Below are 20,650 nucleotides of genomic sequence, written 5' to 3' on the forward strand. Positions count from 1 at the left end.
TTGCGGGCCTCGGATTCTGAGCAATTGCCTGTCTCGCGGCGAACGCCGCCTCAACCAGCCGCCGGGCAAACCGGCTGACAGCCGCTTGGGAGTCCGGAATTGAGTACAAGCCTGAAAGACACGATTTTGAGCCACCGGATGCTTGACGGTCGGGCCGTGCAGCAGAGGATTTTGAAGGAAGTAGCGAGCGAAGTCGAAAAATTCGGTGCGGAGGGCCGCCCGGTCGGCAAACTCGTCTCCATCAGCATCGGTGCCACGCCCGAGGTGGATATCTATATTCGCAACCAGGCGCTGGCTGCCGCCGGTTGCGGGATTGAATTTGAGAAGCGCGCCTGGCCCGAAAGCATAACGCAGGCGGAATGCAAGGCCGCCCTGACGGAAATGAACGACGATGCCGGCGTTGTTGGTGTCATCCTGCAAAGGCCGGTACCGGCGCACATCAATCTGAGATCATTGCAGGGGGCGATCCATCCGCTGAAGGATGTCGAGGGCATGAACCCCGCTTCCATCGGCAACATCATCTACAACGATATCGCGCTGGCTCCCTGCACCGCTGCCGCTGCCATACAGCTCATCCGCGAAACCGGCCTCAACATGCAGGGCTTGGAAGTGGTGATGATCGGCCATTCCGAGATCGTCGGAAAGCCTGTGGCCATGATGTTGATGGCGGAAGGCGCTACGGTCACGGTCTGCCATCACCTGACGCGCTCCGTTGCCTCACATTCGCGCAGAGCCGATGTGGTGATCGTTGCCGTGGGCAAGCCGCATCTTATCGGGCCGGACCTGGTGCGGCCCGGCGCGGCCGTCATCGATATCGGGATCAACCAGGTCGCCGATGAGGACGGAAAGACGCGCATCGTCGGCGATGTCGACACTGCCGCGGTGAAGGAGGTGGCGAGCTGGATCACACCGGTTCCGGGTGGCGTCGGCCCCGTCACGACCGCGATCCTGATGCGCAACGCCCTGACCGCACATTCACGGCAAATGGAAGCCGGCTGGATCTGATGGCGGGGACTTAGGCACGAATCTGGGTCCGTCACCTCATCCGTATCCCCAACGCCAAAGGACACCCAGCGCCGCCGGGGGTCTTTAGGTGTGGCGGAGGGGGTGGGATTACCTCTTTCCAGAAGAATCAATAACTTACATTGGCTAACCTGCTAAATTCCAGCTATTGATCTCAATTGGCTTTTCGGAGATTTGGCTAACCGATCTTCGATGACAGTTCACCCGGTCTTGGCATGGCCAGAGCGGCGTAGGCGTCGAGCTCGGCAGTGATGCTGGTGGTAGCTTCATCGTAGATGTTGCGATGAGCCTTCATGTAGGGGCTTTCATTGATGGCAGCGACAGCGCATGTGTAGACCGTTTGGCCCGAATGCCTGAACCGTAATTTGCCCTGCTTTTCATAATCCGGTCGGCAAAGCAGGTGCTCCCTAGAAAAGCCTCCACCGCGCCTTGCAGCGGGGCCGATCTGAATGACGCCCTCTCAGATTTCGCTCCCGGGCCCGCTACAGCTCTGTACAGTTCCGTGGAAGCGACAATTGCGAGTTGATGCACCGAGTGCCAAGCAATCGACGCGCCCGCTACCCATTCAATTGCAAAAATCTGCTGCGAAACGGGTACCCTCAAATGACGCCACGGCAGACGGGGTTAACCGGCCGCTCACGATGAACTGACCAAGGCCGAGGATTTACAGGGCGCTTGGGCGGTCTCTATGGCGACGTTCGAAAGCATCGGCGTTCGTGGCGCCGAGTGCATTAAGCTGCAAGAGTATTGCCGCTGGCAACGGAACTAGGCGCCCGGGGTACGGCTTGGGTTCTACTGTCTATTAGGGGGAAAAGATGAGTACCGGAGAATGGCTGGGGTGGAGCCCAGCCTTGACGAGCTCTAGGCTTACGCGTCATCAGCGACAGGAAAGATTACGACATCTCCATACGTCGACTCGATAGCCGCCCGGCACTTCTCTTTGAATGCTTCATCCTTGGGATTATCTAGAGCATGCACGATCACGTCGTACAGATCTCTGGACCTTACCAATGCAGTACCGAGCCGCTGGGCGTTGACTAGACATTTTTTTGTGAATTCGTTTTCGCGTTTCCCTGGCTCAACCAGCCGGTATCCGTTGCCGAATAGGACCCCTTTTGCAGGAGTATCTACGTCTTCTCGGGCGAAGTCCTCATTGATATTGGATTCGAGCTGGCGAAACTTGGTGATATCAATTGCCGAATTGTCCTTACCCTCCGATTCGCCGATCATTCTAATGCCGCTCGGCCCAACAATAACGTGATCTATCTCGATATCCCCATTCCTATAATTTTCGACTTTGTAACCGAGCAGCTCCAGGCTTCTTTCGATCGCGTCTTCCAAGGTTTTCCCATTCTCGTACAGCAATGCCTCATACTTTCGAAGCCTAGCCTTTTCGGATATTTTCTCTTCTTTGGTTTCCTCTAGGGCCGATATCTCTCTTTCGATTTTGGCTATTGCGCGATCGATCTTTGCGACACCTGCGGGCTGTCGTATCGACTCAATCCATCCCGGCGTTGGGGTTCCCCCAAGCTCCGCCCTTAGAGCTTTGTCAATTGCAACGAGCTGTCCGATGAACCGCTTTGATATCTGGATGGCTTCGGCGGTCCACACTTCACCTTCTTCGCCTTCTTCAGTCATCTCGGATAAATCGAAATGGGGTAGGAGTACTAAGTGCCCAGAAAGACCTTTGATGCGCACGACCCCACCAAGAACTCCGCTTCCATCGTTAGTCGAAAACAACGTCTGGGTCAGCGCTGAATTGATGATGACCTTATACTCCGCAATATCCTTGATTGCTGCGTGGAGCTCACGGTAGTGAGCCTGCGTGACCTTGAATCGGCGACCTTTGGCATTCCTTAGGTCGAGGCGAATGGGTAGTGCATCATAATTGTTCACCTCCTGCGTACTATAATCGCGGTAACCTTTCCTTAGCGTCGTGGAGCTGACTGCGATGCTATCGCTCTCTGAACTGCTCATGAGCACAAAGACAGTCTTCCCAGACTGCAAGGCGTCCCTGATTTCGTTCCGCCAATGCGCCATAGCCTTGGCGAGCAGGGAACCGCCCTCGATCGATACACATGATCCTCCGCCACTAAAATCAATCCTCGATAGGTAAGGAAACTCGGGATTAAAAACTGCGATATCGTAGTCACGCAGCGACGAATCAGAGAGATACTCGATGTAGTTATCGATACTAGGTAGCTCGAAATTGACAGTGCTGATAATTTTCATTTGCCGTACCTTGTCAGAAAACACTTAAGACGAGGATGTGTGACCGTCCGGCGGAGGTTCATTGGCGCGCAGTCGCTGGTCCCGGTTGCGCTGCGGTCGCAGCTTAATGCCACGGCATGAGTTCGTCGAGACGGGTGATTTTGTGGCCGGCGGGAGCGCCCGCTTTCCGGGTGACAAGCTCTGTCGCGAATTCCGTGCAGGGTACTCGCCCGGGAAAGGTTCCCGATATCGATATATGGCGATCAGCGCGTGTGATGATGAAGCGCTTTGGCAATAAGGCCGCCAAGGAACCCGACGAGCGGGCGAACTGCCTCTTTGAGAAGGGCGAGCCGGACGGCGCGGTGGTGTGGTGTCGGATCCGCGATGTGATCATCCAGTCGGACGCGACCGGCCAACTGAACGGGGAGGAGCAACGCTGAAGGGCGCAAAAGGATGGAACAGTTTCTGGGATGTCGCGACACCAGAGCAGGCGGCGCGCGGACTGGTAGCAAGTTATGGCGTGAGTGCCGCCGACGCAGCGGCTTCCTGTGCTGAAGTAGCTCACCTAGATGATGGGGACGAGGATTTCCGCTTCTGGGCGGCAGGGGTAAGTCTGCCGGGCTCTTCGGGCAATAGGGGGGCGGAGTTGGCAACAGCCCGCCTCGAGGCGCCGGACGTTGCTCTCTGTATATTCACCCAAAAAAGTTCTCTTGTGACATGGCCGCCGCAAAAGAATGCGGGTCGCGTCAGCGGTCGATGTTAGCTCCTCGGCCGCGGCGACGTCCACGCGGCTGAGGACGCCGCTTCCGGGCCTCCTCGATGGGTTTCTGAATCTGCGCGGCCTTGGTCCGGTCGTGAGCCCCGCCGCGCGCAAGAATGCGGATCTCCTCAGCAAGGGCTTTTTTCGCCGGGTCCCGCTCGATCTGGCCGGCAAAGTCGTTCAGGTGGCGAGCTGCCGCCTCGGCGTCTCGCCTGGCGGTCTCCTGGTTTCGTGCCTGGAGCCGCCGCCGGCGCAGCTCGTCGGCTTGCCCGGCGCTGCGGGCCAGTTCGGCCGAATTCACCCGGTCGGCCGGTGGTAAAGCCTGCAGGGCGGCGTTCATGACCCGGCCGGAAAAGGGAGCCCCCGGATTTCCAGTCGACTGCCCGAAGGCCTCCGGGTGATGGTTGATGGCCCAGGTCGCCAGGCGGGGCGCTTCGCGGTACATGGCCGCGAAAGAGTCGCGGGCTGCCTTGGGATCGGCGTGGGTGAGGCTGAACCGCTCATCGAGGCGCCGCAGAGCGGGATTCTCAAAAAGGGCAGGGGACCTGGAAGGAGCCGCGGTCGATTTCGAGCCTCTGAGAGCCCTTGTCATGCGCGAGAAAAGCCCCGGGCGTCCGCTTGGTCGCGCTTCTCTCAGGGCTTGTGTGGGCCGCAGGCGGCGGGCTTCGTAGTCCAGGCCGTGACGGGCGTACCAGTTCGGTGCCTTGGCCTCGAAGATCGAGCCCTGGCGGGTCTGGGCCCGCCAGAGCTTCCCTCTGGTCTGGTTCTCCCGTAGCGGCGCCCGGCCCTTGGCAATCTCCTTGCGGGTGCGCGCGCGATCGAGACGGCGGGTCGCGATCACATCGAGGCCTTGGGATCGTGCTTCGGCAGTGAGGACCTGGCGCAGGACATCCAGATCGGCCGGGTTCAGGCGGAGCTGGCGCCGGCTTTTCCCCCGGCCGCCAAACCCCTCATCTCGGGCCTTCACGAGGATATGGGCGTGAGGCCGGCTGGAGTGGTCGCTGTGGATCGCAAAGACGTAGCGATGCCCCTTCGCACCTAAGGTAGCGGCCAGGCCGGCCCTGACGGCGTCTTGGAGCTTCCGGGCATCGGCCTTGCGGTCGGCCGGGACGGAAAAGATCAGGTGTACCGACTGGCGGCGCTTTAGCGCCTGGTCGGCCCGCATTTCGGCGCGGTCCTCGGGGGAGGCCTGCTCCCAGGCCTTCGAGCGGTTCGCCGCCGCCGGCTCCAACTCCCAGCTCGCCAGCTCGGCCGCGATGGCCTCCTTGCCCTCGATACGCTCGCCGTTCTCGTTCTCGATCGACAGCATTTGAGATGGATTGTCGGCATCCCGAGTCCTGGTGACATAGAACGCCTGGTTCCTGGCGCTGTGCTGGGACTTGCTCCAGCCGATCACTTTCAGGACGCTCTCGCGGCTCCTGGAGGCTCTTGGGCTCGTCGTGCCGCCGGCGCCCTGAGGGCTCCTGGAGCGCCCTGGGGCGATCACACGGCTACCGGAAGCCGCCCGGGTCTCCAGGGACAGCAGGCGGGCTGTACGGGCCTCTACGGCCTTGGCGTGCTGGGCCTCGTTGACGGCGCGGCCGCGCTTTTCGAAGTCGAAGTCTTCATCACGCTCGGAGAAAGACGGCATTTGTCTAAATCTTCGTTTGGAGCCAGGCGCGGATCTGGCCCAGTGCGCCATCCAGGTCAGTCTTGACCTCGCCGAAATGCTCATCGAAAGGCGGGCGCCGGCTGGATCCTCCGTTGAAGGCCTGCAGCTCACGGAGGAGGGTGTTGAGGTTAATACCGGCGCGGCGCAGCTGTTCGCGGAGCTGGTCGAGCGCGTCGATCTCCTCGCGCGTCAAAAAAGGCTGCCTGGTCATCGCGGCATTGGTCGCCGCCACGACGAATCCGGAAATGGTCAGTCGCTCCCGGTCGGCGGCCTCCTTTAAGCGGGCCTTCTGCTCGGGCGACAAGCGGACTTCGATTTTCGATCTCGGCACGCGCGCCTCCTTCCTGGTTCGCCTCAGCACCGGCCCTGCAGGGGCCGGTAAGCTACCCGCCTGGCGCCGCTTCCTGCGTCGATCTTGGCGGGTCTGGCCGGCCGCTTCAGCGGGCAGCCGGCCTGGCGTTTTGTCATGACAAAATGCGTATCCTGCCCCACATGTTGATTGTTGTTGGTCATGGAATAACAAGGACTTAACGGGGGCCATCTCGGGAAATTCGATGGCACTTGCCTTATCACGGTCCGAAATTCGATGGCACCCCCTCCGAAACTCGATGGCACCCCCCTGAAAACCCGATGGCACTACGGATTTACTCGATGGCACCGCCCGGAAACCCGATGGCACGTCCAAGAGGGGAGGTCGGCGCCAGAGTCAGAAAAAATGGAATGCGGACGCCCTTCGGGCCCACCCTGTCTCTAGCGGGCTGCCCTTCGTTGGTCCGTCTCGAAGCTGGCCGGCGGGAAGATCGAATGCCAGGCAAGGCGGAGGCGCGTCCGACACACAGGATGTGATGGGCGTGCCTTTGCCGTAGAATACCTTTGCATGCTCCGAGTCTCGGGCTCGGCCTGACGGCCAGGCGCGCTTGCTGTCTTTGACCTCTTCCCCCATCTCCACCGGCTGTATACAATCGAAGGTCGAAATTGGCTCCTCCCGATAACCCGGCCCCCCTCCCGAAGATGAAGTTCAGCCTGGATCACCTGCCGCCGAAGAAGCAGCGCGAACTGGAGCGGGTGCTGGAGATCCTCCATGAGGAGTTCGAGGACGCCCTCAAGGGCTCCAGCGCCGACTGGAAGAAGCGCGGGCGCATCCTCAAGGTCATTCTCTTCGGGTCCTATGCCCGGGGCTCCTGGGTGGACGAGCCGCACACCACCAAGGGCTACCGCTCAGACTTCGATCTGCTGATCATCGTCAACAACAAGAAGCTGGCCGAGTTCGAGCCCTACTGGAACAAGGCCAGCGACCGCTTCATGCACGACCGGGGCATCAAGACGCCGGTCAGCTTCATCGTGCACAGCCGGCGGGAAGTGAATGAGGCCATCCGCAGGGGCCAGTATTTCTTCACGGACATCCGCAAGGAGGGCATCGTCCTCTACGAGCTGGATGACGAGCCGCTTGCCGAGCCTCGGCCCCGTTCGCCGAAGGAGGCGTACGAGGCGGCCAAGGAGCACTGCGAGGAGCGCTTTCTTCTCGCTGAAGAGTTCCTTGTTGGCGTCGAGACATACCTAGAAAGAGGGAGCAATAAGCTCGCCGCTTTCATGATGCACCAAGCGGTCGAGAATGCTTATTCGTGCTTACTACTGACGCTGACCAACTACACGCCGCCAGCGCACAACATCAAATTCCTGCGCTCTCTGGCGGAGGACCAGGATCGGAGCCTGGTCGAGGCCTGGCCGCGCGAGCAGGCGACCCACCGCGCGTGGTTCAACACTCTGGTCGAAGCCTACGTCAAAGCGCGCTATTCCAAGCACTATCAGATCGATCGAGAGGCGCTGCTCTGGCTTGGTGAGTGCACCCAGCGCCTCCACAAGCTGGTCAAGGTCGCCTGCGAGAAGCACCTCGCTAAGCTCGCCGGAAATGCGGGCAAGGACTAGGGGATCCAAAGACAATGGAAAACCGAAGGAGGGTATTTGCAATGCCTAGGCTACCAAAGTTCACACTTTCTCGGGACAAGAACAACAATGACTGGGTTTTGAAGGCAGATGGCTCCGGCAGATCCGTGCGCCGCTTCGAAACCAAGGCTGAAGCAACCGCAGGCGGTGTCCTTCAAAACGCGGTTGGCGGCGCCGGCGGCTCTGTGAAAATCAAGAAGTCAAACGGTCGAATTCAGGAAGAGAGAACCTATCCGCGGAGCAAAGATCCTAAAAGATCGCCCGGCTAATTGAGTGTCCTGATGCCGGGTCGAATCCCTGCTCCAACTTCGCCACGATTTGTGCGGTGATCCGCATAGCTGCCGTTCTACTTCCATGGCCATTAGAGCTTTTGCTGCTAGAGGAATTCGGAAGATGTCGGCAGGAAAACGATCGCCTGGATAATAAACTCGCCATCCGTGTCGCGCTGCCAGTAATCGACCTCAGAAACAACGCGTACACGCAAAGCAGGCGTAGATCGATGGCCGGTCATGCTCCAGAATAGCGGGCGGCCAGCGCCGCTGACAGTAACGATGAGCGCTATGATATCGTCAATGCAGGCAAGCATGCCCGTAAAAAAATGCAATTGGTATGAGAATGAGCAATTCAAAGCGAAAAGGGGACTTTCTCGAAAAGCTGGTTCGAGATCTGCATCAGATAGTTGGCGACCAGGTTGAACACGATGTGCGCCTGCCTGTTACTGACGGCTCGGGCCGGACAAGGCAAATCGATGTGCTGCTTACCGTGGCGGGTGAGGAGTTCGGCGATTGCCCGGTCCAGTTCCCCATCGAATGTAAGAACTATGGCGAAAGGGTCGGTATCAAGGACATCGATTCCTTTATAGGCGTACTGCACGATGTCGGCATACCGGTGCAATTCGGAATTTACGTCGCAGCGTCGGGTTATACGGCCGACGCGCTGCTTCGGGCAAAGACAGCTGGCATCAAGTTGCTGACTGCCGAAGGTCTATCCGAGGACCGGCTGGCGGTGGAAATTCAGCAGGTGCTTCACGGAGTAGTGTTCTGGGTGGCAACCTGGATGGCGACGAGCATGTTTTCGGACCTCCCGATTGGCTCGGCGCCTGATGGGGCGATCTGCGTAAAAGCCCCGCGCGGTGCAAAAGACCCAATTACCGCAACATGGCATGTGATCTGGTGTCTTTGGCTGGCCGGCAAAATTCCCTGCGAGTTTGGCGAGCATACGGTTTTCGTCACGCTGGAGTCGGGCGAATGCGCCATCGGGGATGTGCAAGTTAGTGCCTATGTAGCGAACCTGCCCGGGCAAGTCGGCACGGCCGGTTTGGCGCGGGCAGAGACCGGCAAGAAAGAGAGGCTGCACATTCAGGCCCAGGCAGAAATTCCATCAGAAGGCATAGCCCTGCGCCAGTACGCCGACCGGGAAGAAATGGATAAAGGACTTTCCGGGATAGGTCTCCGTTTGGATATCCGCACGCCGCGCATCGTCACGGAAAGAATGTACTGGCCGCCGACCCATGAAACGGCAAAACGGGTTCGGGCTATTTTACAAACGGGTGGGGCCGCAACCTTTGACGACATTGAGGGACGGAATCTGCTGCGGTCGTGGGCCTTTAGCCTATCGGGAACGGCCGAAACCTGACCTTTCTGAATTGGTATCCTCTCATAGAATCTTCTAAGGCTACTCGGAGCTGCCTAAGCTCCAGGGCGTGCCCGTCCTTGCGCTGTGGGGATTCCGCAATAGCGCCGCCCCAATCTAGTGGAGCCATCGGGGGAAATCCAAATGGCCAATTCCTCTCGTTTTGTCCTCCCTTATGGCTATGCAATCCCATACACTCAGGAAGGTGAAGAGGAGAGAAGTCGGTGAGCAAAGCGAGTATTGGAGAGGGCGCGCGCAAGCGTTGCTACCTGATTGCTCCCGCAAAATCGGGGGCGGGGCAAGTTGCCACGTTTCTGGCCGAACTCGGGCTAGAGGTAACCCGCGCAGTAGAGGGCCCCACCAACAAAACAATCTCGGACGAGTTGCTGCGTCACCTCGCCGAGGTGGACTTTGTGATTGCAATTATGCCGCCCGTCCAATCGGCAGGCGTTCTGTTCGAGCTTGGTATGGCATATGCCCTCCGAAAGCCGGCACTTGTCCTCGGCATCGGCGAGCAGGAACCAAACTTGTCGGGGGTTCTGCGTTTCCGAGGCGTTGAGTTTATCCGGTTGCCCGATCTCCGACACCTTGATGAGGTAAAAGGGGACGTTGACCGATTCGCCCGCATATCCACCTCTCTTAGGCCAACGGAGAGCGGTCAACCGGGCAAACCAACAGCTCCGCCAGTCGGAGACTTTGGATGGGCGAGGAAGAGGCTTCAGGCGTTGCGGTCCACTACGGGCCCTAGGCGAGGGTTCAGGTTTGAAGAGCTAGTGGCGGAGATTTTTCGCCGCGCGGACGGTGACGTCGAGTTTGCGGGCGAGAAGGCGGCCGCTGTCAAAGAGTATGAATCCGACCTTATCGTTTGGCTAAACGATCTCGCTTTTGAGGTGGGCGGGCCGATCATTGTCGAGTGCAAGGTCTATCGCGGCGGAACTGGAAGCGTCGTGAAGAATCTTGAACATGCGATACAACGACTCGATCGCTTGGTCGGGCGCACCAATTCTGGAATTGCGCTCGTCGTGTATGATCACGATCGACGGCGCACACCGCCCTCACTGAACGAAACGCCGCGAGTTCTTGCCTATGCGGCAGAATCGCTTATCGACAATCTCGAGAAGGGCACATTGGTTGCGGATGTCGCCAAACGGCGACGCCTCGCTGCTTTTAGGACTGGGGCAAGCGATGACAGCACTTGACCCATCTCACATTGCCGCTGAAATTGAAGCTATACGGGCGGAGACCAACAATTCCAGCGGCAAGGGTAAGCGGTTGGAAGCACTGATTGCTACTATCTTCCGCGCCGTGCCTGGACTGTCCCTTGAAGATCAGGACATCACAAGCAACTATCGCACACAAGAAATCGATCTCTATTTCATGAATGAGCGTCCGCTCGATGGTCTGCACTTCCTTGACTGTCCCCTGATCGTCGAGTGTAAAGGTTGGTCGTGTGCGGTGGATGGTCGCGAACTGCGCTATTTCGCCACCACCTTGAAAGATAAAGGACGTCGAAGCGGGGTTTTCGTTGCACTTGAGGGAATCACGGGCAACGCCGATGACCGGACGGCAGGCTTTTTTCACGTTACGACCGCGATGGCGGAGGGTCAGACCGTGCTCATCGTGACAGGGGAAGATCTTCTCGGTATTGCCTCGGGCGACGACCTTGTGAAGCTACTTAAGCGCCGCTTGATGGATCAGGTAAAATCGCAGGTTTCGGCAGGTGTCGGTGGTACGAGCGTCAAGCAGCGTAAAGCGGAACGGGCTGCAGAAAGGAAGAACGTCGGCGGTTCCTAATTGGGATACAAATACCGAGAAATATGGCTCAGTCAAAAAAGAAGTCGCGGCGTTGCGTTCTTGAGAAGTTATCGTGCTCAGCCTCACGCTTCCAAGCATTAAGCTCGACAAACCATCCAAGTTGCATGCCACTTCTGTTCAAGGTCTCTGCAAGCTCCCTCTCTCGCAGCTCGGTAAGCATTCCACATCGGGTGCCTCCGCTACTTGCGTAAAGCGGCGTCCAGCGGTCGTGCCATACACGCCAGTGCCCAATCACACGGTCATCGGTCCTTATCTGGATTGAGCCATCTACCACTGCGATTTGTTGTTGATCGAAGTACGGCGCCGGGAACGATACTCCTATCTGAAAATAGTCATTGTGCCAGAACCCGCTCGGTAGCGGATAGATATCTAGGCAAAGCGGTGCCGCTGCCCCAGCGATGCCCCGCGAAGTATATGTGGCGATGTCCTCCCTGGCGACCTTGCCAGAGAACGTGACACGATCTGCGAGTTCCCAGGGAAGAGCTCTGAGCAGGGTGGTGTGCTGCCCGGTAAGGTCGGGGATGAAATCGGGGCTAGCGAGGATTGCCGATATCGTTAATTCGCCAAACTCTGTGATGTCCGCGGAGATTGGAATCTTCAAGTTAATCGGACGCATGCTCGGACAATTGATCGCAGTAGCGACCATTCTCCGGACGAGTGGCTCCAACGGCACGCCAGGCACGCAGCATTTCTCAGGCAGATCATTAAGCCAGGTCGGTCGATCGATAGGATCCACATTGAGAAGTCCGCGGTTGGCGGGAAGTGTGTACATTGAAGTAAAGGCAGCCTTTGAGGCTGGCATGTCCCAGCAATCAACCGCACAGGCGAGTGTCCTTAGGAAGGCCGAGCTAAAGACGTCGGCTTGGGCTTGGCTAAATTGCCCGTGAATTCCTGATTGACTAAGAATCGCGTCCACAAAATAGTAGGGATAGCCCGATTTCGGTGTACCGGTCTTCTCTGTTAGCTGTTGCCATTCAAAAGCCCATTGCCGCTCGAATGGGAATCCACTCGTCTTCTCAAGCATAGCAAGTTGATTGCTAAGGATAGGAGGGACATGCGCAGATTTATGATCGTGAAAATACTGAGTTGCTTCAAATGAGGGAGGGGCTTCGCCCGAGTGACATCTTTCCCACCCGCCCATCGCATTTCCCCAGCCGTATACAAACTGCAGAAGCAACTCTGAAAGGAGAGAAGGCCGCGAGATATGGCCTCCAATCTCTCGAAATGTGGGTAGGCCGCGTTCTGGCGTACATAGCAAGACGCTCAGAGCGGAGGTGACCTGGCTTTCGAGCTGGCGGCTCGAAAGCCAATCCAGGAAGATGCCGCGCGCCTTCTTCGAGTGAGTATTTGATGCAAGCAGAGCCCCATACTCACGGGCAGCGCGCCACCGAACCAAGCGAACCGGCCAGTTGAGACGCTCGATCAACATCCTTAGCGTGGATTCGGAGGAATCTACTGAAACCATGGGCACGCCGGAATCGGTTGGTCCGAGACCTCTTCGACAACGATTCGGACGCAGCGGTCGGTAAATTTGACTGCTAATTCATTCTGACCCGCTAAGAGGAGGAAGTGCACCAGATATTTCGTTCCAATGGCGAAATCGTACTTTCGGTCTTCCCAGTACTTTGTCCGCTTTGAGGTATCCTGGATAAAGTCGGCCCACTTATCGATGTAGTGAGTGGCCGCCCAACCAAGGCGACGCAGATTGTCCTCGCTAGAAGACCAATAGCTTTGCCAGCCCCGGTGATGAATTTGAGCCATTACAAGCCATCGATAAGCGGCCTGCTTGCCCTCGACTTCAAGGCTCACCTGGAAAACTGTATCTAGGAGGTCCTCTGCGGAGTATGGGTTCTCTTCAGAGTCGAAATAGCTACAAAGTGTCCCCAGCGCATCAGCTGCTTTTCCTTTCTCCTTCCAATAGAGCAGCCAATCTCGCAATGCTTTTCGCCGCAGCTCATACCCGAGTGTGTGATCGGATACGCTCTCTAGCAAAGTGGCGAACTCTGTCGGCCCATATCGAGTAATGTCAGGAGCGGTGCCTCCCCAAAGGAAATCGTCGTTGCTTCCATCCGACCGTGTGTCCCGGTCAGGTGGGACGCCTCCTAGGAAGCGAATCTGATCGCTTTCGAGGCGGCCAGCCACAGCATCCCCTTCCTTACGAAGTCTCGCTAGCGTGAGGATATCCACGGGCTCCACGAATGTGTGCGCCAGGGCAGCGCTTGCCGGATCGGAGAAATCCAAAAGCTTGCTAAAGGCGGATAGAGTCTCCTCTGCGTAGCGATGTTCGTCTTGCGAAATGTGATGTGCGTAGAAGTCCGGAAGCCTGGTAGGAGCAACAACAGCGAGAGTGTTGATCAATTCAGACCTTATATGATCTGTCTCGTCGCCGTCGGTGAAGTTGGTAATCTGCTCGACTATCGGGGTCAACAATTTCAGCCAACCTAGGCCGTTGGCTGCCCCCTTTCTGTGAACATCGGCGATTGCCTCCAGGACGTCATTGAGCCACAGATCTTTTCTCCACCCGTAACCCACCATGCAATTTGCGGCCCTGAACACCAGCTCATCGGTGCGCGCCAAACCGTAAAGCAGTGCAAACTTAGACAGTTCGGTCCAGTTGTCGGCTCGCTCATTAAACTCAGTAACGGTGTCGTTCTCAGACGCCATTGCGGCGAGAAGCGTTTGTTCTGCTGACTCGGTATCCAGGAGTGTCAACCTCTCCTGGACTTGTTCTGAGATCCATACTCTCTCATTCCAATGTTCAGAACGGCGGGCGATCTCCATCTCCTCCTTGCCGATCCGTGGCGTCCGACCGGCTGGGCTCTTTAGGCAATGAAGATCAATCGCAATATGCCGGAGCGCCTGCGTGAAGGCGTGATACTGTGTCGCTTTCGTGCTAGATGGCCGTTCGCCGATTACAGGGGGCATCTCCTCCGTCGCAAAGTACGGCGCTGAGAATGAAAGTTGTGCCCCGCCCGCGGCAACGTTTCTTGCACACTGCTCAAGAGTGTCAACCGCAGCGTCGATCCATCGTGGCTCTCCCGACGAATTAACCGGTAGTAGGGATGAAGCGGCTGTCCCGGTGAGCGCTTTAGCCAACGCGGTGAAAAACGCGTCGTGGAAGAATTTTTCTAGCGCGATGTTGCGTCCATATGAATAGTTTTCCTTGAGAAGGCTATCGGGGGCCTGCGGAATAGCCAAAGGAGGTTGTACTCCTGCCTTATGATAGTGCAGCCAGCACAACATTAATGGCGTGACCGGCGAGCGCCGCGGTCGAAAATGAGCTGCGATATTGATGCCCTCAAGTGCTGCTATTCGAACCAAGCCGTCCTGGATGCTTAATCGCCAAGGTTCTCTTGCTTTTGACCTAATGCGTCGGTGAATTTCCATTAGCTCGACGAAACGCCTTTCTCGAATTAGACAGCTTGAGAGCCTCCGAAAAAGCACATTGGGGTCGCGAAAGCCGGAAACGAACCGCAGCACCGATTCTACTTTGATTTCTGGGGCAACGGCCAATACTTCGAAGAAATAGCCAACCAAGGCATCAAAGTCGCGACCAGGGCGATGCCGCAGGCTGATCCAGAGGTTGACCCGGCGTGCAAGTTCGTTGAGACACTCACGCCGTATCTCGAGCGCGTCGCCTGATGCGGATCTTGCAAGCGACACAATTTCTTTTTCTGTCAACGTCGGAAGGCTATCAACCATATTGACGATCTGTTGGTCGTTGCCTGCCAAGCGGATCGCTGCTTCCTGGAATTCATCGTATCGGCTCATCTGGTATTCAGGGCCATTCATCACTCGCGTTTTCAGTGAGCGAATTTCTATTGTCCGCGAATAGTCTCTATCCGCAAATGCCTTCCGTTCTGCTTCAGCTAGAATTGCTATGATCTGTTTTGGAGGCCAGCCTCTGGACAACGAGCCGACCACCCAGGCTCTGACCGTCCCTTTCACCAGTGGTGCGTAGTCTCCATTCTTTGCCTGCATCAGCCACAGCCAACCCCATCGCCAATACTCGGGCGCCTCCGCTCTCAACCATTCTACAATTCCAGGCAAGAGCGATTGGAACGACGCTGTGTGATCCAGCTGCTCTCTTGCAAATGCCAAGATGCTTCCGTGAAACGGGATTACGCCACTCCGTCGATATTCCAGAAGGTGATCAACTTCGTCGGGAGGGCCCGCGCAGCGACGAATGCCGAGGGGTGGCCAGTGAAAATCAGAACCAGCTATCAAATGTATGATCAGCTTTGCTGTTGGGGATAGGCGTCCCCACAGACCTTGGTAGTACCTGCGGATGTCTCCGTCTGGACAGGTAGGCAGAAGACGAATCTCGTCTGGACTGAACAAAGTCCCACGGCGAACTAAGGCCTCGAACGAGTAGATCAGGTGCAGCGGATGTCCCTGGGATATCTCAAAGAATGCCTCTCCGATCTCTCCCAATTGCTCCTCTGTGTTGGTTGCATGGGTGTACTCGCGTAAACGGATTCTGCCGGCAACGTTTTGCCCGCGTATCCAGGTTTGGACGGCTCCCAAGCTCATTGGCGGGATTTCGATCCAGCTGTCCTCAATTGCGTTCTGAATCAGTCGGAAGGGCAGCTGGTTGTCTGGAACACGCTGTGTTCCAACCACCAGGGTTACGTTTGCAGGACAAGGAAGAAGATAAGCAAACAACTGTTCCATTTGCGCGATGTTGCCTTGTTCTCGCCAAACGTGATCCAAACCATCGACCACGACAACGAACCGTTTGCCTTTCTTAGCGAAATGCGCGCCACATGCCTCAATCCATTTGCGAAGATTATTGTGTTCTTCCTCCAAGCCCGTCACCGCTTCCGGATAACGCACGATCATCTGGTCCATCAGGGAAGTGGCAATATCCGGAAATGAGAGGCGGTCGTTCGTAGTATCGTCAAGGGAAAGGAAATAGTGATGTCGGATAACTGGAATGTCGCTCTTCTGAAGCGCGTCAACCGCGTAGCTTAGGTAGGTGCTCTTCCCGCGACCAGGTGTTCCCCAAAGAATAATGGGGCGCCCGCGTTTTCTGAGAACTTGTTCGTTGAAGTTGGCGTGAAACTCGTTGCTTGGCGGGCTATAGCCGTCAGGTACAAGAAAATCCTGAGAAATCGGCTGCGCACGCCGCTTCGTAATAATCTGGACAAGATGTTGATGAGTAATCTTCCCATCGGGTTGTGGCTCTCGTTTTCGCGTTGCCCAACGCCGTGCTTGTTCTCTGAGTGTTAGCCAGCCTTCGCTGGTTGTGTCAGTGGGAACGAGTGCGCTTCGTAGCGTATTCTCTAGATGATCGATCAGGGGTTCCGAATGGGAGAACTGGAAGTGGCGAAAGAAAGCTCTTGCGCGGTGTTCGCCGCCTAGCTCTACCTCGACCAACGGCCGGTCCGCTTCATCGATGGAATCAAAATTGATAAAGCCATCCATCAGACAGGCTTCGAAGCGTTGTGTCGGGATCCGATTGGTTCTTAAACGTGCAGAGTGAACCGGCCCAAGTTTAGAGACAGCATCAAGCGATCGAGCCCATTTCTCCAGGAGCGAAGTGCCATTCGGACGCTTTGCCAACAGCCATTGCCAGTCGAGACGGTGTTCTGTGGGATTAACTGTGAACTTAACCTGGATAAACTCGAAACTTCCGTCGGAGCGCGCGGCGACGATGTCATCAAGATACTCTGCACTTTCGTCTTCCGATTCCAGCTCTACCCACAGATAGCGGTCTGGCTCGCGGTAGAATTTTATCAATAGGTCGATGCCGATCAGGTCCTGGTATTCGAATCCTGTTCGTATGATTCCTGCTGCTTTGAAGATACGGCTCGCCATGATGCACCCCTGCTATTGTGCTCTTCCACACAATTGCATTGCAACCATCAGTTTGGTTGGCGCGTGTCCGGCATCGCCTGACCAGACTCTTGTAAACGGAGCGCGGCGTCTCGCTACTCAGCTTCGACCCCTCGCATTTGGCATGCGCACATTGCTGGTGACCCAGCCCCCAGATCCGGGCCGTTGGTCGGTAGAGTCTGTTCGCATTACCTTCTGCTGGGGGACAGGGGCTCAAGGTCCGGCGAGTCGTTTACTCAACGCTAATCATGGGGGAGGCACTCTTCGGCGGCGATCACAGCGCAGAGGTGTTCTGGCAGCTCCGCGGGTGCTGCCGGTAAGGACTTTGAGGTACAGAGATGGGGCGCGATGGCGGCTAGGCAGGGTGAAGTAGCCCACTTCCAGATGCCGCACCTGCACACGATGGAATGAGAGGGGCACGCTCCAAGCGGCGATCCGCCTGTAAATGACGCAGATCGAAAGAAGCAAGATTGCTGGCCTGATTTCGCGCCTCCTCGGTGAGGAAGCCCGTGGCCTTTGCCTGAACGAAGCGGGGCTTCAGGTTCTGGGACCTTCTTTGCAGGAGGTCTCCTTTCGCGATTTCGCTGGTCCGGTGGCCGTGACGAGGCGGCTATGGTTCCGCGGGCTTCTGCTGCCGCTCACCGACGGATCGAGTCTCCAGCTCCTCGGCGTTAGGCGGGAAGCCGCCGAGAGCTTCGCTGAAGCGGCGAACGCGGCGTGGCGCCAGCACGTCGTAGAGCTCTTTGACGAGATCGATCCGGAGCTGCGTACGCTTTCGCAGGTCGTCGAACGTCTGTCGGCGCCCCGGCGCTATCCGGCGGCCTGCCTCTTGGTCCCCTATCTGGAGAGAGCGGCTGCCCTGCTTTCCAGGATCCCGACGCAGGTTCCCGGCGACTTCATCAGCCCCGAGCAACAACAGAGGTTGGCGGCCATTGCAGCGTTCGCGAAAGATCCCGCCGGACTGCGCGACGCCGCGATCGAAACCTTCATAGGGACCGAACTGCGGGAAACCGCGGTCTTCCTGGACAGTATCGAATCTAACCCCTTGACCCCCGAGCAGCGTTTGGCCGTGGTGAGCGATGAGGATGCGACGCTGGTGCTCGCCGGGGCGGGCTCGGGCAAGACCAGCGTCATCGTCGCCAAGGCCGCCTACCTCATGCGCCAGGGGATCCGCCAGTCGGACGAGATCCTCCTGGTGGCGTTTGGCGCCAAGGCGGCCGAGGAGATGGCGAGCCGGATCGAGACGCGCAGTGGCGCGGCGGTCGATGCCAGGACATTTCATGCGCTGGGTTTGAGCATCATCAAGGAGGCCGAGGGCCAGGCGCCGGCGCTGGCGCCTCATGCCAGCGACGATGTGCAGTTCCGGGCATTGTTGCGCGATATTCTCAAGCAGGAGATTGTTCGAAGCGAGGCAACGGCCCGTCTCGTGCTTCGCTGGTTTTCCGAGTTCTTCTGGCCCTACCGCAGCGAATGGGACTTTAAGACCCGCGACGCCTACTACCAATACATAGAGTCCCACGAGCTGCGCACGCTCCAGGGCGAGGTGGTGCGGAGTTTCGAAGAGTGCGAGATCGCCAACTGGCTCTATCTCAATGGGATCGCCTACGTCTACGAGCCGGCCTACAAGCATGACCTCCCTGGCAACAATCGGCGCGCCTATACGCCAGACTTCCGCCTGTCAGAAAGTGGTGTCTACATTGAGCATTTCGGTGTCCGCAAGGAGCGTGGGCCAGACGGCAAGGAGCGTCTGACGACGGCGCCCTTTGTCGACCGTGAACGCTACTTGGAAGACATGATCTGGAAGCGTCAGGTTCACCAGGAGCACGGTACCACCCTCATCGAAACCTACAGCTACGAACGCATGGAAGGGCGTCTCACTGAGGCGCTCGCCGAAAAGCTGGCGCCTTTTGCCACGCCGGCGCCGATCCCGCCCGAGCAAATCTTTGAGAAGCTGAATGAGCTCGGTCGGGTGGACGCCTTCACGCAAACCCTGGGTACCTTCCTCAGGCACTTCAAGGGCGCGGGTCTGTCGCTGGAGGCCTGCCGCCGCCGCAGTGAAACAGGCGCAGAGGCACGACGGAACAAGGCATTTCTCGACATTTTCGACCCGGTGCTATTGGTGTATCAGCGTCGCCTGGCGGATCGGATCGACTTCGAGGACATGATTGCCCGCGCCACGGATCATGTGGCAGCCGGCCGCTACAAGAGCCCCTATCGGCACCTGTTGGTCGACGAGTTTCAAGATATCTCGGAAGGCCGGGCGAAACTCCTGCGGGCGCTGAAAGCACAACACGAGGACGCCAGGATCTTCGCGGTGGGGGACGATTGGCAGTCGATCTATCGCTTTTCCGGCTCCGACATCCACCTGATGCGTGATTTCGGAGATGAGTTCGGCGGCGCCTTTGCTGGCGCCACTGGAATCCACCGGTTGGTGGATCTCGGGCGCACGTTCCGCAGCGTCGACAAGATCGCACTGCCGGCACGCAGCTTTGTGCTCAAAAACCCCTCGCAGATCGAAAAGCAGGTGATCTCGGCAGGGACGGCCGATGCCGCGGCCATCAAGGTAGCCTACTACGGCCGGGGCCAGGAAGAGGCGGCGCTCAGGGCCACCCTCGAGGACATTCGGGGGAGAATATCCAGCGGCCGTACACAGGCAGTGCCATCGGTGCTGCTGTTGGGCCGCTATCACCATGTCTGCCCGAAGAATCTCTCCAAGCTGGAGGCGGACTATCCGGAGCTATCAATCCGCTTCTTAACCGTGCACGCTTCCAAAGGGCTTGAAGCCGACCATGTCATTATCTTGAAGGTCGAGGCCGATCGCTTTGGGTTTCCCTCGGCGATCGTCGATGACCCGCTGCTCGACATGGTCCTGCCGGCGCCGGAGGCCTTCGAGCATGCCGAAGAGCGCCGGTTGTTCTACGTCGCTCTTACCCGGGCACGGCAGTCGGTGAGTATTCTGGCCGCTCAGGACAGGCCTTCTGTCTTTGTGCGGGAGCTGGTCGAGGGCGCCGAGTACGGTGTCGTACTGCTTGGCGAGGCGGGGCTCGCTGAGCACAAGTGTGCGGCCTGTGGGGGCAGAATGGTTCCGAAAGAGGCCGGCAATGGCAGGCGTCGCTTTGTCTGTGAGCATGGGTACCTCTGTGGTGCTTCGCTCCCGACCTGCGGTGTCTGTGGCCGCGATATTCCAGCCAGAGGCGGCCCGAGTGGAGAAGAGATGATCTGCAGCTGCGGTGCCAGGTATCCGTCCTGCCCGTCGTGCTCTGATGGTTGGCTGGTGGAGCGGAACGGGCAATATGGCGCCTTTCTTGGGTGTACCAGATACCCCGCCTGCAAAGGTAAGGGGCAACTGAAGGCGTCAACGGGCTGAAGCCGCCTCAACGGCGTCCTCAGACCAACTCTGCGCAGCTCTCTTCGGCGAGAGGCCAGGGATTTCCGAGTCTGGACTGACGCTCTTTGCTGAACGTCTGCCCGGAACAGCCAGCAAACATTCTCCCCGGGTTTTCCCCGGGTTTTTCGTGCATGTTCGCGCCGCGTTCCGCATTTCTGTGCAGAACCCCGATTTCGAGCGGCGTCGATTTTCATAGTGATTTCAGTGGGATAAATGGTGCCGCCGGGGTGAATTGAACACCCGACCCCACCCTTACCCTGGGTGTTGTTGGGGGCAGTCTTGGGGCAGACCGAACACGAAAGGCCCCGCCCGGCTGGGCCGGGCGGGGCCCTGCACCGGGCTCACTCGCCGCCGCGGCGGCTCCGGCGGGGGCAGGTGGGGGGGGAGG

The 20,650-nt window shown here is 58.0% G+C and carries 14 protein-coding genes and 1 tRNA gene; 9 read left to right on the top strand and 6 right to left on the bottom strand.

Translation table 11 applies throughout. From position 1 onward, the window contains the following. Positions 1–99 precede the first annotated feature (99 nt). Positions 100–1,005, top strand: coding sequence for a bifunctional 5,10-methylenetetrahydrofolate dehydrogenase/5,10-methenyltetrahydrofolate cyclohydrolase (locus H7X47_RS14170; protein ID WP_227010465.1), 906 nt, complete (start codon positions 100–102; stop codon positions 1,003–1,005). Between the two features lie 885 nt (positions 1,006–1,890). On the opposite strand, the gene H7X47_RS14175 is transcribed toward H7X47_RS14170, so the two are convergent. Next, the gene (locus tag H7X47_RS14175; protein WP_193369323.1) at positions 1,891–3,255 is read right to left on the bottom strand and encodes a hypothetical protein; all 1,365 of its coding nucleotides are present in this window, start codon (positions 3,253–3,255) and stop codon (positions 1,891–1,893) included. Between the two features lie 251 nt (positions 3,256–3,506). Here H7X47_RS14175 and H7X47_RS14180 point away from each other — a divergent pair, with 251 nt between their 5' ends. Then, entirely contained in the window at positions 3,507–3,674 is a 168-nt protein-coding gene (locus tag H7X47_RS14180) for a hypothetical protein (RefSeq protein WP_193369324.1), read from the top strand. Next, entirely contained in the window at positions 3,605–3,997 is a 393-nt protein-coding gene (locus H7X47_RS26625) for a Y4oE-related protein (protein WP_496196153.1), read from the top strand. Before H7X47_RS14180 ends, H7X47_RS26625 begins: the two co-directional genes overlap by 70 nt. On the opposite strand, the gene H7X47_RS14185 is transcribed toward H7X47_RS26625, so the two are convergent. Together H7X47_RS14185 and H7X47_RS26335 are read right to left on the bottom strand one after the other, a co-directional pair. Next, the gene (locus H7X47_RS14185; protein WP_193369325.1) at positions 3,981–5,390 is read right to left on the bottom strand and encodes a relaxase/mobilization nuclease domain-containing protein; all 1,410 of its coding nucleotides are present in this window, start codon (positions 5,388–5,390) and stop codon (positions 3,981–3,983) included. The two genes, H7X47_RS26625 and H7X47_RS14185, sit on opposite strands and share 17 nt — an antisense overlap. A gap of 238 nt (positions 5,391–5,628) precedes the next feature. After that, positions 5,629–5,976 carry a plasmid mobilization protein gene (locus tag H7X47_RS26335; protein WP_193369326.1) on the bottom strand — a complete coding sequence of 116 codons (348 nt, stop codon included), beginning with the start codon at positions 5,974–5,976 and terminating at the stop codon, positions 5,629–5,631. Positions 5,977–6,656: 680 nt separating this feature from the next. Between H7X47_RS26335 and H7X47_RS14195 the strand changes: the two genes are divergently transcribed. The 5 genes from H7X47_RS14195 to H7X47_RS14215 all read left to right on the top strand — a co-directional run bounded on the left by H7X47_RS14195 (position 6,657) and on the right by H7X47_RS14215 (position 11,015). Beyond that, positions 6,657–7,571 carry a nucleotidyltransferase and HEPN domain-containing protein gene (locus H7X47_RS14195; RefSeq protein WP_193369327.1) on the top strand — a complete coding sequence of 305 codons (915 nt, stop codon included), beginning with the start codon at positions 6,657–6,659 and terminating at the stop codon, positions 7,569–7,571. A gap of 41 nt (positions 7,572–7,612) precedes the next feature. Next, positions 7,613–7,858 carry a DUF2188 domain-containing protein gene (locus H7X47_RS26535; RefSeq protein ID WP_193369328.1) on the top strand — a complete coding sequence of 82 codons (246 nt, stop codon included), beginning with the start codon at positions 7,613–7,615 and terminating at the stop codon, positions 7,856–7,858. Between the two features lie 346 nt (positions 7,859–8,204). Next, positions 8,205–9,224 carry a restriction endonuclease gene (locus H7X47_RS14205; RefSeq protein WP_193369329.1) on the top strand — a complete coding sequence of 340 codons (1,020 nt, stop codon included), beginning with the start codon at positions 8,205–8,207 and terminating at the stop codon, positions 9,222–9,224. A gap of 221 nt (positions 9,225–9,445) precedes the next feature. Further along, positions 9,446–10,420, top strand: coding sequence for a hypothetical protein (locus tag H7X47_RS14210; RefSeq protein WP_193369330.1), 975 nt, complete (start codon positions 9,446–9,448; stop codon positions 10,418–10,420). Beyond that, a complete protein-coding gene (locus H7X47_RS14215) occupies positions 10,407–11,015 on the top strand; it encodes a restriction endonuclease (protein WP_193369331.1) in 609 nt (202 codons plus the stop codon). Before H7X47_RS14210 ends, H7X47_RS14215 begins: the two co-directional genes overlap by 14 nt. A gap of 28 nt (positions 11,016–11,043) precedes the next feature. On the opposite strand, the gene H7X47_RS14220 is transcribed toward H7X47_RS14215, so the two are convergent. Both H7X47_RS14220 and H7X47_RS14225 read right to left on the bottom strand, forming a co-directional pair. After that, positions 11,044–12,465 carry a hypothetical protein gene (locus tag H7X47_RS14220; protein ID WP_193369332.1) on the bottom strand — a complete coding sequence of 474 codons (1,422 nt, stop codon included), beginning with the start codon at positions 12,463–12,465 and terminating at the stop codon, positions 11,044–11,046. 23 nt (positions 12,466–12,488) lie between these two features. After that, entirely contained in the window at positions 12,489–16,856 is a 4,368-nt protein-coding gene (locus H7X47_RS14225) for a P-loop domain-containing protein (protein ID WP_193369333.1), read from the bottom strand. Positions 16,857–17,319: 463 nt separating this feature from the next. Here H7X47_RS14225 and H7X47_RS14230 point away from each other — a divergent pair, with 463 nt between their 5' ends. Continuing rightward, positions 17,320–20,241, top strand: coding sequence for a UvrD-helicase domain-containing protein (locus H7X47_RS14230; RefSeq protein WP_193369334.1), 2,922 nt, complete (start codon positions 17,320–17,322; stop codon positions 20,239–20,241). Positions 20,242–20,476: 235 nt separating this feature from the next. Here H7X47_RS14230 and H7X47_RS14235 read toward each other — a convergent pair. Further along, positions 20,477–20,586: transfer RNA gene (locus tag H7X47_RS14235), tRNA-OTHER, on the bottom strand. Positions 20,587–20,650: the final 64 nt, after the last annotated feature.

Source organism: Pelagibius marinus (assembly GCF_014925385.1).
Lineage (GTDB): Bacteria > Pseudomonadota > Alphaproteobacteria > Kiloniellales > Kiloniellaceae > Pelagibius > Pelagibius marinus.